General features: G+C 69.5%; 11 protein-coding genes. 8 read left to right on the top strand and 3 right to left on the bottom strand.

From position 1 onward, the window contains the following. Positions 1 to 275 precede the first annotated feature (275 nt). Both ACFTZL_RS25815 and ACFTZL_RS25810 read left to right on the top strand, forming a co-directional pair. Positions 276 to 938 (top strand): response regulator transcription factor, encoded by a 663-nt coding sequence (locus tag ACFTZL_RS25815; RefSeq protein ID WP_184589340.1) that lies wholly within the window; start codon positions 276 to 278, stop codon positions 936 to 938. Positions 939 to 1,124: 186 nt separating this feature from the next. Further along, positions 1,125 to 2,414, top strand: coding sequence for a ribonuclease D (locus ACFTZL_RS25810; protein ID WP_382587270.1), 1,290 nt, complete (start codon positions 1,125 to 1,127; stop codon positions 2,412 to 2,414). An 85-nt stretch (positions 2,415 to 2,499) separates the two neighbouring features. Here the strand turns inward: ACFTZL_RS25810 and ACFTZL_RS25805 are convergent, their stop codons facing one another. Genes ACFTZL_RS25805 through ACFTZL_RS25795 form a run of 3 tightly spaced genes read right to left on the bottom strand, consistent with a single transcriptional unit; the run spans position 2,500 to position 5,518 of the window. Continuing rightward, entirely contained in the window at positions 2,500 to 3,330 is an 831-nt protein-coding gene (locus tag ACFTZL_RS25805; protein WP_189721645.1) for a carbohydrate ABC transporter permease, read from the bottom strand. Beyond that, a complete protein-coding gene (locus ACFTZL_RS25800) occupies positions 3,327 to 4,205 on the bottom strand; it encodes a carbohydrate ABC transporter permease (RefSeq protein WP_382587266.1) in 879 nt (292 codons plus the stop codon). The genes ACFTZL_RS25805 and ACFTZL_RS25800 overlap by 4 nt, the downstream gene beginning before the upstream one ends. After that, positions 4,205 to 5,518, bottom strand: coding sequence for an ABC transporter substrate-binding protein (locus ACFTZL_RS25795; protein ID WP_382587263.1), 1,314 nt, complete (start codon positions 5,516 to 5,518; stop codon positions 4,205 to 4,207). The genes ACFTZL_RS25800 and ACFTZL_RS25795 overlap by 1 nt, the downstream gene beginning before the upstream one ends. A 164-nt stretch (positions 5,519 to 5,682) precedes the next feature. On the opposite strand from ACFTZL_RS25795, the gene ACFTZL_RS25790 reads away from it, so the two are divergent. The 6 genes from ACFTZL_RS25790 (at position 5,683) to ACFTZL_RS25765 (ending at position 15,655) form a co-directional block, all read left to right on the top strand. Continuing rightward, positions 5,683 to 8,061 (top strand): glycoside hydrolase family 2 protein, encoded by a 2,379-nt coding sequence (locus ACFTZL_RS25790; RefSeq protein ID WP_382587260.1) that lies wholly within the window; start codon positions 5,683 to 5,685, stop codon positions 8,059 to 8,061. Further along, complete coding sequence (locus ACFTZL_RS25785) at positions 8,058 to 9,092, top strand: LacI family DNA-binding transcriptional regulator (RefSeq protein WP_382587258.1); 1,035 nt, start codon at positions 8,058 to 8,060, stop codon at positions 9,090 to 9,092. Before ACFTZL_RS25790 ends, ACFTZL_RS25785 begins: the two co-directional genes overlap by 4 nt. 122 nt (positions 9,093 to 9,214) lie before the next feature. Next, on the top strand, positions 9,215 to 10,432 hold the full coding sequence (locus ACFTZL_RS25780) for a thiolase family protein (RefSeq protein ID WP_382495993.1): 1,218 nt from the start codon (positions 9,215 to 9,217) through the stop codon (positions 10,430 to 10,432). Continuing rightward, positions 10,429 to 12,558 (top strand): 3-hydroxyacyl-CoA dehydrogenase NAD-binding domain-containing protein, encoded by a 2,130-nt coding sequence (locus ACFTZL_RS25775; RefSeq protein WP_382587255.1) that lies wholly within the window; start codon positions 10,429 to 10,431, stop codon positions 12,556 to 12,558. Before ACFTZL_RS25780 ends, ACFTZL_RS25775 begins: the two co-directional genes overlap by 4 nt. A gap of 161 nt (positions 12,559 to 12,719) precedes the next feature. Next, the gene (locus ACFTZL_RS25770; RefSeq protein WP_382587252.1) at positions 12,720 to 14,171 is read left to right on the top strand and encodes a cellulose binding domain-containing protein; all 1,452 of its coding nucleotides are present in this window, start codon (positions 12,720 to 12,722) and stop codon (positions 14,169 to 14,171) included. 59 nt (positions 14,172 to 14,230) lie between these two features. Further along, a complete protein-coding gene (locus tag ACFTZL_RS25765) occupies positions 14,231 to 15,655 on the top strand; it encodes a polysaccharide deacetylase family protein (RefSeq protein ID WP_382587249.1) in 1,425 nt (474 codons plus the stop codon). Positions 15,656 to 15,669 lie beyond the last annotated feature (14 nt).

Genomic DNA, 15,669 nt, shown 5'->3' with positions numbered 1-15,669 from the left:
GCCATGTCCGGTCGACGATCACACCCGCGTCCCCCTCTTGGCCGAATCACTTTGTCGATACGGCCACTTTCGACCGCGTACCGACGCAGAGCGAAACCGTTCGACCTTCGAATGATCGACCGCGTGTCCGAATTGCACGGATTGTTATCACCGAATCGTGATCATTCTCTAAAGGCGGACGGGTTCGGTGCCGAAGACGACTGTGACCTTGAAAGCACGGTTCGTCCCGGCTTCATCCCCACGAGCCGGCCCCGTCCCGCACCCCAGGAGGCCTGGTGTCCGTTCTCCTCGAGCAGCCCGCAAGCCTGGTCGCCTACCGCCCGAACAAGCCGACCGCCATGGTGGTCGTGGCCGACCCGCGCGTCCGCTCCACCGTCACCCGCCACCTGTGGGCGCTCGGTGTGCGCGATGTCATCGAGGCCTCGTCCATCGCGGAGGCTCGTCCACGCATCGGCAACCCCCGCGACATCTGCGTCGCCGACGTCCACCTGCCGGACGGCTCCGGCCTCACCCTGCTGTCGGAGACCCGCGCCGCGGGCTGGCCCAACGGCCTCGCCCTCTCCGCCGCCGACGACATCGCCGCCGTGCGCAACGCGCTCGCCGGCGGGGTGAAGGGTTACGTCGTCACCGGCACCCGTACCAACGTCGGGCTCCCCACCCGGCCGGGCGCCGCCCCCATCGGCGCCGCCGCCGCGCGTCTGCACCGCCGCCCCCCGGGTGCCCCGAGTCACCCGGGCGGCTACCGCGAACTGTCCGGCCGTGAGGTCGAGGTGCTGCGACTGGTCGCGGAGGGCCAGTCGAACAAGGCGATCGGCGTCTCGATGGGCCTGTCCGCACTGACCGTCAAGAGCCACCTCGCCCGCATCGCCCGCAAGCTCGGCACGGGCGACCGCGCCGGCATGGTGGCGGTGGCGCTGCGGACCGGGATCATCCACTGATCCGTTGTGCCATGAACCTTTGTGATCATTCACTCACGTGAACGGGATCGGCCGCCGATCCCCTTCACCCCACGCGCGGCTCGCGAACCCCGTTCTTCCCCGACGTGACTGGTTTGCGACCCTCGGGCGCCCGTCGACGGAACGTTCCGTCGGCGGGCGCTGTCCATACATGGATACCCTTGACATGTGACCGACGCCCACGACACCGCAGCAGACAGCTCACTGCGAACCACCGGAGGCGCCCCTCCGGACGACGGCGGATCTTCTGCTACGGAGGCGCCGACCCCCTTGCTCGAGCCGCGCGAGGGCATTCCGCCCGTGATCGCGGACGAGACCGCCCTGGCCCGGGTGATCGCCGCCTTCGAGGCGGGCACCGGCCCCGTCGCCGTCGACGCCGAGCGGGCGTCCGGCTACCGCTACGGCCAGCGCGCCTACCTGGTGCAGCTGCGCCGCGAGGGCGCCGGCTCGGCTCTGATCGACCCCGTGGCCTGCCCCGACCTGTCCGCCCTGGGCGATGCCCTCTCCGGCGTCGAGTGGGTGCTGCACGCCGCCACCCAGGACCTGCCCTGCCTGCGCGAGATAGGCATGGTGCCGACGCGGCTGTTCGACACCGAGCTGGCCGGGCGGCTCGCCGGGTTCCCCCGGGTCGGCCTCGGCGCGATGGTCGAGGGCGTGCTCGGTTTCGTCCTGGAGAAGGGCCACTCCGCCGTCGACTGGTCCACCCGGCCGCTGCCCGAGCCCTGGCTGCGGTACGCGGCGCTGGACGTCGAGCTGCTCGTCGACCTGCGCGACGCGCTGGAGAAGGAGCTGGACCGCCAGGGCAAGCTGGAGTGGGCCCGCCAGGAGTTCGACGCGATCGCCTCCGCCCCGCCGCCCGAGCCCCGCAAGGATCCCTGGCGGCGTACGTCCGGCATGCACAAGGTGCGCCGGCGCCGGCAGCTCGCCGTCGTACGGGAGCTGTGGCAGACCCGGGACCGGATCGCTCAGCGGCGGGACGTCTCGCCCGGCAAGGTGCTCGGGGACGCGGCCATCGTGGAGGCCGCGCTGGCCGTTCCGGCCAACGTGCACGCGCTCTCCGCGCTGAACGGTTTCGGACACCGGACGGGCAAGCGGCAGCTCGAGCAGTGGCAGGCGGCCGTGGACCGGGCGAAGGCGCTGACCGAGGCGCAGTTGCCGCAGCCGGGGCAGCCGGTCGCGGGGCCGCCGCCGCCGCGGGCCTGGGCCGACAAGGATCCTGTCGCCGCGGCGCGGCTGTCCGCCGCCCGGGCCGGGGTTTCGGCGCTGGCCGAGCAGATCAATATGCCGCAGGAGAATCTGATCACGCCGGACACGGTGCGGCGGGTGTGCTGGGAGCCGCCGGGTGTGGTGGATGCGGAGTCCGTGAGCGCGGCCCTTGAGGGGTACGGGGCTCGGGCCTGGCAGGTGGAGCTGGTGACGCCGGTGCTGGTGGAGGCGCTGTCCGTGAAGGAGGCCTAGCCGCCGTGGTTCCTTCCGTCGTACGGCGGCTGCGGGCTCGTCGTGGTTGTTCGCGCAGTTCCCCGCGCCCCTGAAGACAGGGCGCCTACTTCGTGGCACCTCGAGTGAAACCGTTGTAGATGAACCTCTGCAGGAGCAGGAAGACGATCAGCGTGGGGGCGATGACCAGGATCGCGCCTGCCGAGATGGTCTCCCAGTGGGCGCCGAACGGGCCCTTGAAGCGGAACAGGGACGTCGAGATCACGCCAAGATCTTCGGAGGGCATGTAGAGGAAGGGGATGTAGAAGTCGTTGTAGACGTTGATCCCCTTCACGATCACGACCGTCGCGATCGCCGGTTTCAGGAGCGGGAAGATGATCTTCCGGTAGACCGTGAAGGCGTTGGCGCCGTCGAGGCGGGCCGACTCGTCGAGCGAGACCGGGATCGATCGTACGAACTGCAGGAAGATGTAGATCGAGACGATGTCCGTGCCCATGTAGAGCGCGATCGGCGCCCAGAGGCTGTCGAACATGCCGACGCTGTTGACGATCTGGAAGGTGGCCACCTGGGTGGTCACCCCGGGGACCAGCGCGGCGACCAGGAACAGGGCCAGGACCAGCTTGCGGAAGCGGAACCGGAAGCGGTCGATGGCGTACGCCGTCATCGAGCCGATCAGGATCGTGCCCCCGATGGCGACGACCAGGATGATCGCCGTGTTGGCGAACGCCGAGAGCATCCGGCCGTCCTGGAACGCCGTCACGTAGTTGGAGAAGTTGAGCGGATCGTCGGGCAGCGTGAGCGCGCCGCTGTCGTCCGCCATCTCCCCGGAGGTCTTCAGCGAGGTCAGGAAGACCACGGCCAGCGGCAGGAACACGACCAGTGTCGCGAGGACCAGGGACAGATACACGAGGGCCCGGGCCACCGTACGGCGCGTCATACGAGGTCCACCTTGTCGTCCGGGACGAGGCGCCGCTGCACCCAGGTCACCGCCAGGATGATCAGCAGCAGTACGACGGCCGCCGCCGAGGCGAGGCCCGTCTTGTTGAACTGGAAGGCCAGCTTCACGGTCTGGATCACGAAGGTCTCGGTGCCGGTCGCGCCGCCGGTCATGATGTACGGGATCTCGAAGACGGACAGCGACCCGGAGACGGACAGGATCACCGAGAGGCTCAGCACGGGCCGGATGCCGGGGGCGATGATGTGGCGGAACTGCTGCCAGCGGTTCGCCCCGTCGATCTCGGCCGCCTCGTACAGCTCCCCCGGGATGGACTGGATCGCCCCGAGGAAGAGGACGAAGTTCAGGCCCATGTACCGCCAGACCGAGACGCCGGCGAGGGAGACGTTGGCCGAGGTGGGCGTACCGAGCCAGGCGCGGTCGCCGTCGTAGCCGACGAGGCCCAGGATCGCGTCCAGGGTGCCGCCGTCCTGGAAGAAGTACAGGAAGACGAAGCCGATCGCGACGCCGTTGATCAGGTACGGGAAGAAGAGCACGCCCTTGAAGAAGTTGCGGAAGCGGACGTTGAAGCTCAGGACGGTCGCGAAGTAGAGCGCGGCGGCGATCTGCACCACGGACGCGGCGAGGTAGTACCCGCTGACGAAGAACACCTCGAACAGCTCGGAGCGGGTGAAGAGTTCGGCGTAGTTCTCGGCGCCCGTGTAGTGCAGCTCGGGGCTGACGCCGTCCCAGTCGGTGAAGCTGTACGCGACCATGTTGACGATCGGCGCGTAGGTGAACGTGATCAGCAGGAGGAGCGGGGCGAGGAGGAACAGCCAGGGAGTCACGCCCCGCCACCGCCGGGTGGGCCGGGCCATCAGGACCCCAGGTTCCGCTGCGCCTCGGTCCACTTGTCGCCGAGTCCGGCCAGGAAGTCGTCCATGCTGCCCTTGCGCGCACCGCGGGCGAGATCGACGAGGTCCTGACGGTAGTCGGGCTTGTAGATGCCGACCTCGGACTGGTTGTCGATGGACTTGACCTCGGCGCCCTTGGTGTCGTCGATGTCGAGGAGCTTCACGCCCGCCTCCTCGTACGGCTTCAGGACGTCGGGCAGCGGGGCGTCCTTGAGCGGCGAGAGGGCGAGGTTGGCGTCCGCGTAGCCGGACTTGTCGGTGAACCAGTCGATCCAGGCGCGGGCGGCGGCCTTGTGCCCGGAGTTGACGTTGACGGCCTGCTGGTAGTCGGGGGACGTCACCGCGCAGAACGTGCCGTCCTTCTGTGCGGGGAAGGGCATGAAGCCGATGTCGGCCGGGTCGGTGCCTGCCTGCTTCGCCGCGTCCCGCATCTGCACGACCGCCCAGGAGCCGAGCCACATCGTGGCGATCTCGCCCTTGGCCAGCTTGGGCTTGGACGCCTCCCAGTTGGTGGTCGTCGGGTCCTTCTCGACGAGGTCCGACTTCACGATGTCGTGGAGCAGCGTGTCACCGACCCGCAGATCGGCGCCGGCGGCCCATGGATCGCCCTCGGCGAGACGCGTGGTGGCCCCGGTGTCGCAGCCGACCGAGCCGTTGACGTTCGTCCACTGGGTCAGCGGCCACATGTCCTTGAAGTTGGTGTAGTACGGGACCGCCTCGGACTTGGCCTTGATCGCCTTGAGGTCGTCGAGGAACTCGGCCGGGGTCGTGGGCCAGTCGGTGATGCCGGCCGCGCTCCACACCTTCTTGTTGTAGACGAAGCCGGGGACCACGCCGATCGGGCTCTGCCCGTAGACCTTGCCCTTCACGGTGGAGTAGTCGGTGAAGCGGTACTTCTTGCTTCGCTCGGCCCGGGTGCCCAGCGAGGCGAAGAACCTCGGGTAGTCCTTCTTCTCGATCACGGCCGGGATCATGAGGACGTCGCCGTAGTTCTCCGTGTTCATCCGGATCTTGACCTCGCCCTCGTAGTCGGTGAGGCCCTCGAACTCGACCTTCACCTTGGGATGGGTCTTGTTGAACTCGGCGGCGTACTTCTTCATCGTCCCGTCCTGCACGAGGTCGGTCCGATGGGTGAGGACGGTGATGGTCCCGGTCACCTTGGCGGGATCGTCGGGCGCCTCGGCATCCGCGCCCTTGGAGGTGCCTCCGGTACCGGTGCAGCCCGAGGCGAGCAGGGCCGCGCCCACGGCGAGGGCGAGGACGGTACGGCGGTTCATGTGCATCAGCTCCGTTCGCGGAGAGGAACTCGGGACGGAAGAGCACGTGCGGTATGGCTGGTTCGGCACTCTGACAGCGCTTTCCTCAACCGGTAAAGTCCCATTCCCGCCAACGATGCGAAATCTGAACACGACTCTTCACTGAACCGGTTAAGGGAGTGCGCATGCTGGAGGCCACACCGCTCGGCGACGGATGGATCCTGCGGCACGAGTCGGACACGCTGCCGGCCTCCGTGCCGGGCTGCGTGCACACCGACCTGATGGCGGCCGGGGTGATCCCGGATCCGTTCCTGGGCCGGGGCGAGTCCGAGGTGGCGTGGGTGGGGCGCCGGGACTGGACGTACGAGCGGGAGCTCACGGGCCCGTCCGCGTCGTCCGCGCAGGAGCAGACCGACCTGGTCTTCGACGGGCTCGACACCGTCGCCGAGATCTCCCTGGACGGTCGGCCGCTGGGCACGGTGCGCAACATGCACCGCTCGTACCGGTTCGATGTGACGGGCCTGTCCGGGCTGCTGTCCGTGCGGTTCGTCTCCGCCTACGCCGAGGCCGAGGCCGTGCGGGGGCGGCTGGGAGAACGGCCCGCCGCCTACGCCGAGCCCTACCAGTACGTCCGCAAGATGGCCTGCTCCTTCGGCTGGGACTGGGGGCCGACCCTGGTGACGGCCGGGATCTGGCGGCCGGTGCGTCTGGAGCACTGGTCGACGGCCCGGATCGCCCGGGTGCGCCCGCTGGTCACCGCCGAGGAGGGCGTGGGGGTCGTCGAGCTGGCCGTGGACGTCGAGCGGACCCGGGTGGAGGTGCCGCTGGCCGTGGAGGCGACGGTGGGCGGGGTGCGGGCCCGTGCGGAACTGGACGGGGCGCACGGGGTGGTACGGCTGCGGGTGCCGGACGCGGAGCTGTGGTGGCCGCGCGGGTACGGCGAACAGCCGTTGTACGACGTCGAGTTGCGGTTGCTGGGCGATGGCGGCGCCCTGGACGTGTGGCGGCGGCGGATCGGCTTCCGGAGCGTGGAGCTCGACCGGCGGGCCGACGCGCACGGCACCGGGTTCACGCTCGTCGTCAACGGCGAGCGGCTCTTCGCACGCGGCGTCAACTGGATCCCCGACGACGTCTTCCCGTCCCGCATCACCCGCGAGCGCTACCGGGAGCGGCTGGAGCAGGCCGCCGGGGCGGGCGTGGACCTCGTACGGATCTGGGGCGGCGGGCTCTACGAGAGCGAGGACTTCTACGACGCCTGCGACGAACTCGGGCTGCTGGTCTGGCAGGACTTCCCCTTCGCGTGCGCGGCCTACCCGGAGGAGCAGCCGCTGCGCGGCGAGGTGGAGGCCGAGGCGCGGGAGAACGTCGTACGGCTGATGCCGCATCCGTCGCTGGTGCTGTGGAACGGCAACAACGAGAACCTGTGGGGCTTCCGGGACTGGGAGTGGGAGCCGAGGCTGGCCGGGGACTCCTGGGGCGAGGGCTACTACCTGGGCGTGCTGCCGCGGGTGGTGGCCGAGTTGGATCCGACCCGGCCGTACACGGCGGGCAGTCCCTGGTCCGGGTCCTGGCGGCACCATCCGAACGACCCGGCGCACGGCACGCACCACTCGTGGGAGGTGTGGAACCGGGAGGACTACGCCGACTACCGGCTGAGCGTGCCGCGGTTCGTCGCCGAGTTCGGCTGGCAGGCGCCGCCCGCGTACGCCACCCTGCGCCGGGCGCTGCCCGGGGAGGCCCTCGCGCCGGACTCCCCCGGCATGCTGCAGCACCAGAAGGCCGACGACGGCAACGGCAAGCTGGAGCGGGGGCTGGCCCGGCATTTCGCCGTGCCGGACGGGGATTTCGACCGCTGGCACTATCTGACGCAGGTCAATCAGGCGCGTGCGGTCGCCGCCGGGGTCGAGCACTGGCGCTCGCACTGGCCGGTGTGCGCGGGCACGGTCGTCTGGCAGCTCAACGACTGCTGGCCGGTGACGTCGTGGGCGGCGGTCGACGGGGACGGCCGGGAGAAGCCGCTGTACCACGAGCTGAAGCGGCTGTACGCGGACCGGTTGCTGACGCTCCAGGAGGGGGACGGCGGGCTGGTGCTGGCCGCCGTGAACCAGGGGGCGCAGGAGTGGAGGGGGACGCTGTCCCTGCGGCGGATGTCCGTCGAGGGCGAGGTGCTGGGGCAGGCGGATGTGGAACTGGCGGCCGGGAGGCGGGCCGTGGCCCGGGTCGGTGTCCCGCACGAGCTGACGCCCGACGGGCCGAAGGAGTTCCTGGTGGCGGACGCGGACGGCCTGCGGGCGCTGCACTTCCCGGTACCGGACCGCGAAGTCCCCTATCCCGCACCGCGGTTCGACGTCGCACTGGCGCCCGGCGGCATCACCGTGACCGCCCGCACCCTGGTCCGGGACCTGCTGCTCCAGGCCGACCGGCTGGATCCGGAGGCCCGGGCCGACCGGGGGCTGGTCACGCTGCTGCCGGGCGAAGAGGTGACCATCGGGGTGCGCGGCTGGAAGACTCCGGACGCTCAGCGTGCTCGTTCGGCCCTGTACTGCCTGGAGCCCACTCGATGACGGCAACACCGACTCCCCGCGTCACCATCAAGGACGTCGCCGCACGCGCCGGTGTGTCCAAAGGTGCTGTGTCGCTCGCCTTCAACCACAAGCCGGGCCTGTCGGAGACGACCCGGGACCGGATCTTCCGGGCGGCACGGGAGCTGGGCTGGGCGCCGAACCTCACGGCGCGGACGCTGGCCGGTTCACGCGTGGACGCGGTGGGTCTTGCGGTGTGCAGGCCGGCGCGGATGCTGGGGCTCGAGCCCTGGTACATGGAGTTCGTCTCGGGTGTCGAGAGCGTGCTGGCCGAGCACTCCTGCTCCCTGCTGCTGAGGCTCGTACGGAATCTGGACGAGGAGACCGGCGTCCAGGAGGCGTGGTGGCGAGGGCGGCAGATCGGCGGGTCGATCCTCGTGGACTTCCGCGCCGACGATCCCCGGGTGGGCCTGGTGGAGCGGCTCGGGCTGCCGGTGGTCGCCGTCGGGCATCCCTCGCTGACCGGGGGGCTCACCTCGGTGTGGACGGACGACGCCACAGCCGTGACGGAGGCGGTGCGGTATCTTTCGGCGCTCGGGCACCGGCGGATCGCCCGGGTCGGCGGGGCGGCGGCCCTCGGGCACACGGCCATCCGGACGGCGGCGTTCGACGAGGCGGCGGGGGCGCTGGCCGGGGCGTGGCAGGTCGCGACGGACTTCTCCGGGGACGCGGGGGCGCGGGCGACGCGGTCGCTGTTGACCGCGTCGGCACCGGATCGGCCGACCGCGATCGTGTACGACAACGACATCATGGCGGTGGCGGGGTTGTCGGTGGCGGCGGAGATGGGGCTGCGGGTGCCGGACGATGTGTCGCTGCTGGCGTGGGACGACTCGCAGCTCTGCCGGCTGACGCATCCGACGTTGTCCGCGATGAGTCATGACGTGCACGGGTTCGGGGCGGAGGTGGCCCGGACGCTGTTCGAGGTGATCACCGGAGAGGGGACGGCCGGATCGCATCCCGTGCCCACGCCCGTACTGACACCCCGGGGGTCCACGGCACCCCCGAAGGTGTGACCTTCACCGCTCCGCCTGTCAGGACTGTGCAGCTACGTTACCCATAAGTAGCATGGGCCTGAGCGCGCGCTCAGCGCACCTCGCAGCAGCAATGCAGTTCCGGACCCTGGAGGAGAGCCATCGTGCCTCGTACCGTCAGGGACGTCGTCTTCGTCGACGGCGTCCGCACCCCGTTCGGCAAGGCGGGACCGAAGGGCATCTACCACGAGACCCGTGCCGACGACCTCGTCGTGAAGGCGATCCGGGAGCTGCTGCGCCGCAACCCCGGTCTCGACCCGAAGAAGATCGACGAGGTCGCCATCGCCGCGACCACGCAGATCGGCGACCAGGGCCTGACCATCGGCCGCACGGCCGGGATCCTGGCCGGTCTCCCGCAGTCCGTCCCGGGCTACTCCATCGACCGCATGTGCGCCGGCGCCCTGACGGCCGTCACCGCGGTCGCCGGTTCCGTCGCCTTCGGCGCCTACGACGTCGCCATCGCCGGCGGTGTCGAGCACATGGGCCGCCACCCCATGGGCGAGGGCGTCGACCCGAACCCGCGGTTCGTGAGCGAGAAGCTGGTCGACGAGTCGGCCCTGTTCATGGGCATGACCGCGGAGAACCTGCACGACCGCTACCCGCACATCACCAAGCAGCGCGCGGACGAGTACGCCGTGCGCTCGCAGGAGAAGGCCGCCAAGGCCTACGCCGACGGCAAGATCCAGGCCGACCTGGTGCCGATCTCCGTACGCCGTACCTCCCCCGAGGCCGGCGAGACGGGCTGGGGCCTGGTCACCGCCGACGAGCCGATGCGCCCGGGCACGACCCTGGAGAACCTCTCCGGTCTCAAGACCCCGTTCCGTGTGCACGGCCGGGTCACCGCCGGTAACGCGGCCGGTCTGAACGACGGCGCCACCGCCTCGGTCATCGCCTCCGAGGAGTTCGCGCGGGAGAACGACCTTCCCGTCAAGATGCGTCTGGTCTCGTACTCCTTCGTGGGCGTCGAGCCGGAGGTCATGGGCTACGGCCCGATCCCGGCCACGGAGAAGGCGCTGGCCCAGGCGGGCCTGTCGATCTCCGACATCGGCCTGTTCGAGGTCAACGAGGCCTTCGCCGTCCAGGTCCTGGCCTTCCTCGACCACTACGGCATCGCCGACGACGACGCGCGCGTCAACCAGTACGGCGGCGCCATCGCCTTCGGCCACCCGCTCGCCTCCTCCGGCGTCCGTCTGATGACGCAGCTGGCCCGCCAGTTCGAGGAGCAGCCGCACGTCCGCTACGGCCTGACCACCATGTGCGTCGGCTTCGGCATGGGCGCGACGGTCATCTGGGAGAACCCGCACTTCGAGGGGGACAAGTGAGCACCACCGCCGAGCTTCTGAAGCAGGCTTCCGACCTGTTCCCGGACGAGGTCGTCACACAGGCGCACGTCCGCCACTTCGACCTCCCCCTGGGTGCCGGGCGCTTCGCCCTGATCACCCTGGACAACGGCCTGGACCACACCAAGCCGACCACCTTCGGCCCGGCGTCGCTGGCAAACCTCGACGCCGCGATCGACCAGGTGGAGAAGGAGGCCGCGGACGGCGAGATCGTCGGCGCCGGCCTCACCGGCAAGCCGTTCATCTTCGCGGTCGGCGCCGACCTCAAGGGCGTGGAGATCCTCAAGGAGTACGAGCACGCGCTCGCCATCGGCAAGGGCGGCCACGAGGTCTTCAAGCGGCTGTCCAAGCTGGCGGTCCCGACCTTCGCGTACTACAACGGCGCCGCGATGGGCGGCGGTGTCGAGGTCGGTCTGCACTGCACCTACCGGACCGTCTCCGCGGCCCTCCCGGCGTTCTCGCTCCCCGAGGTCTTCCTCGGTCTGGTTCCGGGCTGGGGCGGCTGCGCCCTGCTGCCGAACCTGATCGGCCCGGAGAAGGCCGTCTCGGTGATCATCGAGAACAGCCTCAACCAGAACAAGCAGCTCAAGGGCAAGCAGGTCTACGAGCTCGGGATCGCCGACGCGCTCTTCGAGGGCGCGGACTTCCTGGAGCAGTCGCTGATCTGGACCGCGGCCGTCCTCAAGGGCGAGATCGAGATCGAGCGCCCGGTGATCGACCGCGGCGAGGCCTGGGACCAGGCCGTCGCCAAGGGCCGTTTCATCGCGGACTCCAAGGTGCACGGCGCCGCCCCGGCCGCCTACCGCGCCCTGGACATCATCGCCGCCGCCAAGAACGGCGACCTCCAGCAGGGCTACGACGCCGAGGACAAGGCGCTCGCCGACCTGATCATGGGCGGTGAACTGCGCTCCGGCATCTACGCCTTCAACCTGGTGCAGAAGCGCGGCAAGCGCCCGGCCGGCGCCCCGGACAAGAACCTGGCCCGCCCGGTCACCAAGGTCGGTGTCGTCGGCGCCGGTCTGATGGCCAGCCAGCTCGCGCTGCTGTTCCTGCGCCGCCTCGAGGTGCCGGTCGTACTGACCGACATCGACCAGGAGCGCGTCGACAAGGGCGTGGGCTATGTCCACGCCGAGATCGACAAGCTGCTCGGCAAGGGCCGTATCAACCAGGACAAGGCCAACCGCCTCAAGGCGCTGGTGTCCGGTGTGCTGGACAAGGCCGAGGGCTTCGCGGACGCGGACTTCATCATCGAGGCCGTGTTCGAGGAGATCGGCGTCAAGCAGCAGGTGTTCGCGGAGGTCGAGGCGGTCGCCCCGGCGCACGCCATCTTCGCCACCAACACCTCCTCGCTGTCGGTCTCCGAGATGGCGTCGAAGCTCAAGAACCCCGAGCGGGTCGTGGGCTTCCACTTCTTCAACCCGGTCGCGGTCCTCCCGCTCCTGGAGATCGTGCGCGGCGAGAAGACCGACGACGCGTCCCTGGCCACGGCGTTCGCCGTCGCCAAGAAGCTGAAGAAGACCGCGGTCCTCACCAAGGACGCCCCGGCGTTCGTGGTGAACCGCATCCTGACGCGCTTCATGGGCGAGATCCAGAACGTCATCGACGAGGGCACCCCGGTCGCGGTCGCCGAGAAGGCCGTCGAGCCGCTCGGTCTGCCGATGTCGCCGCTGGTCCTGCTGGAGCTGGTCGGCCCGGCGATCGGTCTGCACGTCTCCGAGACGCTCAACAGGGCGTTCCCGGACCGCTTCACGGTCTCCCCGAACCTCGCGGCGGTCGTCAAGGCGGGCAAGCGCGGCTTCTACGTCTACGACTCCGGCAAGCCGGAGCTGGACCCCGAGGTCGCCGCGCTCCTCGAGCAGGGCGACAGCGTCCTGACGGAGGAGCAGGTCCGCACGCGCGTGCTGGACGCGGTGGCGCAGGAGATCGGGATCATGCTCGACGAGGGCGTCGTCGCCGAGGCGCAGGACATCGACCTGTGCCTCATCACGGGCGCCGGCTGGCCGTTCCACCTGGGCGGCATCACGCCGTACCTGGACCGCGAGGGCGTCTCCGAGCGGGTCAACGGCAAGAGGTTCCTCGCGCAGGGCGTGGCGAGCATCCCCGCGTAACGCGTAACCCCTGAGGGGGGTGGGGCGTACGGTAACAATCCGTGCACCCGCCCCCCTTTTTGTATGCACGCACAGATAGGATCCTCACACAATCCGACCATTGTTTACCCGGCTCTGACGGTCTCCACCAGAGATCACCGGATGCCTTAGAAGGAGTCTCCGTGGCGTCCTCCCGCCGCCGCCCAGCCCGAAGCCGGGTTTGGCCCAAGATCAGACTCCTGCTCCTCGTGGCGGTGGTCGCCGCCGGCGGCACGGCGCTCTATCCCGTGTGGAAGGCGGCGAACCCGGATCCGCCCGAGCTGAAGGTCCGGTACCGGACCGACACTCCGGCGACGGCCGCGGTGGCCAAGCCGTCTCTGGAGGTCTTCAACGACACGGAGAAGGCACTGCCGTTGAGCGATGTGACGCTCCGGTACTGGTTCACCGCCGACGACGCCCCGGGCGCCGCGCCGTACGCCTTCAACTGCGTCAACGTCGCCTTCGGCTGCTCGAACGTCGCCGGACGGATCGTCGCGATGGACAAGGCCACCGACACCGCCGACCACTACCTGGAGATCAGGTTCGGCAAAGGCGCGGGCAGCCTGAAGCCCGGCGCCAACAGCAAGGGCATCGACGTCCAGCTCTTCCGCACCGACCACAAGAAGCTGAAGCAGTCCGACGACCGCTCCTTCGACGCCGAGATGACGAGCTACAAGGAGGCCGAGAACGTCACCGCGTACAAGCGGGGCGTCCTCGCCTGGGGCGAGGAGCCGGACGGCACCAAGGCGAGCGACGAGAAGAAGGCCTCGGCGAAGGCCGCCGCGCCCGACCCGGTGCCCGCTCCCCCGGCCGGGGTGCTCTTCGACGACTTCACCTACCTGGGCGCCAAGGACCCGGCCCTGTTCAAGCACGGCTGGCTGGTCCGCACCAGCAAGGGCGGCCCCGGCGTCGAGAACACCTGGTCGGCCGACGGCGTCACCTTCCCCACCGCCAAGGGCTCCCTGGCCGACGGCCAGGTACTCAACCTGCGCGCGAGCACGGACGGCACCAAGTCCGGGACCAAGCAGGCGAGCCTCGGCACGGCCGCGAGCAAGTTCCGCGACGGCACCTACGCGGCCCGGATCCACTTCAGCGACGAGCCGGCCTCCGGCGACGCCGGCGATCACGTCAACCAGACCTTCTACACCATCGGCGGCAAGGGCTCGAAGTACAGCGAGCTGGACAACGAGTACATGCCCAACGGCGGCTGGGGCCGGCCCGGCCCCAAGCTCGACACCGTGACCTGGTACGACCACAAGACGAACGACCGTGTCTACGAGACCACGAGGAAGAGCCTCGACGCCTGGCACACCGTGCTGATCAGGGTGAAGGACGGCGTGGTCGCGTACTGGATGGACGGCGAGAAGCTCTTCCTCAGCAATGGGAAGTACGCCCCGCGCGCCGACATGTCGGTGAACTTCAACCACTGGTTCATCGATCTGCCGTTCAAGGGCGACCGTGCGTGGGACATGAAGGTCGACTGGCTCTACTACAACGCGAACGAAACCCTGTCGGTGAACGAAGTCCAGTCCGCGGTCGAGGGCTTCACCGACAAGGGTATGAACTACTTCGACACGGTTCGGGAGTCCCGGTGAGGAAAAGGCGGTCCAACGCCCACAGGCACGCTGCCGAGGAGGCGGAGAGGAAGCCGGTGGTGAGCCGGCGTTCCGCGCTGCTGATGGGCGGTACGGGAGGCGTCGCCATGGCCGGCGGCGGTGCGTGGCTGGGGAAGGTGGTGGCACAGCCCGCCGCCGCGCCGGCCGCCGAGGGAGCCATCGGAGGCCTCACCACGCCTCCTCTCTACGCCCCCTCCGGCCGCCGCCCCAAGTACCGCCGGGCGAGCTGGTCCCAGCAGTTCCAGGCCGCCCACGGCTGGACCCCCGGCGGCGCGGGCACCACGTCGGCCGAGGCGAACGACAAGTCCCAGTTCGTACGGGGCACCCAGTCGGTCCGGGTCACCACCAACGGCACCGGCAAGCAGTCGTACGTCCGCAAGACCGGCCTGCCCTCGGTGAGCCTGACCGGCAAGATGATCCGGCTCGTCTTCCGCGTCGACGACGTGACGAACCTGGCCAAGATGGTCTTCTACCTGGGCAGCGGCTCCCTCGCGAACCACTTCGCCTGGACGTTCCACGCCCACTCCAAGACGGCGGCCAACTACGTCCAGTCCGGCGAGTGGGTGACGGTCCACCTCCAGTGGGCGGACGTCAACGCGGCGGCCGGCACGTACTCCATCGGCGCCGACGGCAAGCCGTCCACGAAGACCGGCTTCACCGACATGTCGTTCGCGGTGTACGACAACGCGGGCGGCCCGGTCACCTACCGGCTCCAGGCCGTCGAGCTGATACCGGACACGGTCTCGGTCTTCCCCAAGGGCGTCGTCTCCATCACCTTCGACGACTCCCACAAGTCGATCCACGACCTGGCCCGGCCGGTCATGGACGGCTACGGCTTCCCCGGCACGGTCTACAACATCGCCGACGCCATCGGCACGGGCAGCTTCCTGACGCTGAACCAGATGAAGTCGATGCAGGACTTCTCCGGCTGGGAGATGGCGGGCCACTCGTACGCGAACGCCGTCCACACGGCCAGCTATCCCAAGCTCACCGCCGAGCAGGCCGACGACGACTTCCGGAAGCTGCGCGAGTGGCTGGTGTCCAACGGCTTCACCAGCGAGCACTTCGCCTATCCGCACGGCGCGTTCCAGAAGACGTCCGACGGCGTCCCCGTCGACCAGATCGCCGGCCGGCACTTCACCACGGCCCGGTCGATCATCTCCGAGACGATCGAGTCGTTCGCCCCGGCGATGCCGTACCGCCTCAAGGCGCTGACCGGCATCAACGACGGCAACGGCATCGGCGGTACGGCGCTGTCGAAGCTGACTGCGGCGGGCGGCCGGCTCGACCGGTGCGTGAACAGCGGTGACTGGCTGATCCTCTGTCTGCACAAGGTCACCGAGGGCCCGCCGGCGACGAGCACCGAGATCGGCAAGGCCGGTCTGGAGACCCTGATGAAGGCGATCGACGACCGGGACATCCCGGTGCTGACGGTCGAGGAGGCGATGGCCTCGTACACCTGAGGCCAGGACACGTG

Origin of the sequence: Streptomyces sp. NPDC056948, assembly GCF_042674225.1 — a bacterium.
GTDB lineage: Bacteria > Actinomycetota > Actinomycetes > Streptomycetales > Streptomycetaceae > Streptomyces > Streptomyces purpurascens.
This window is presented reverse-complemented; position numbering and strand designations above follow the sequence as displayed.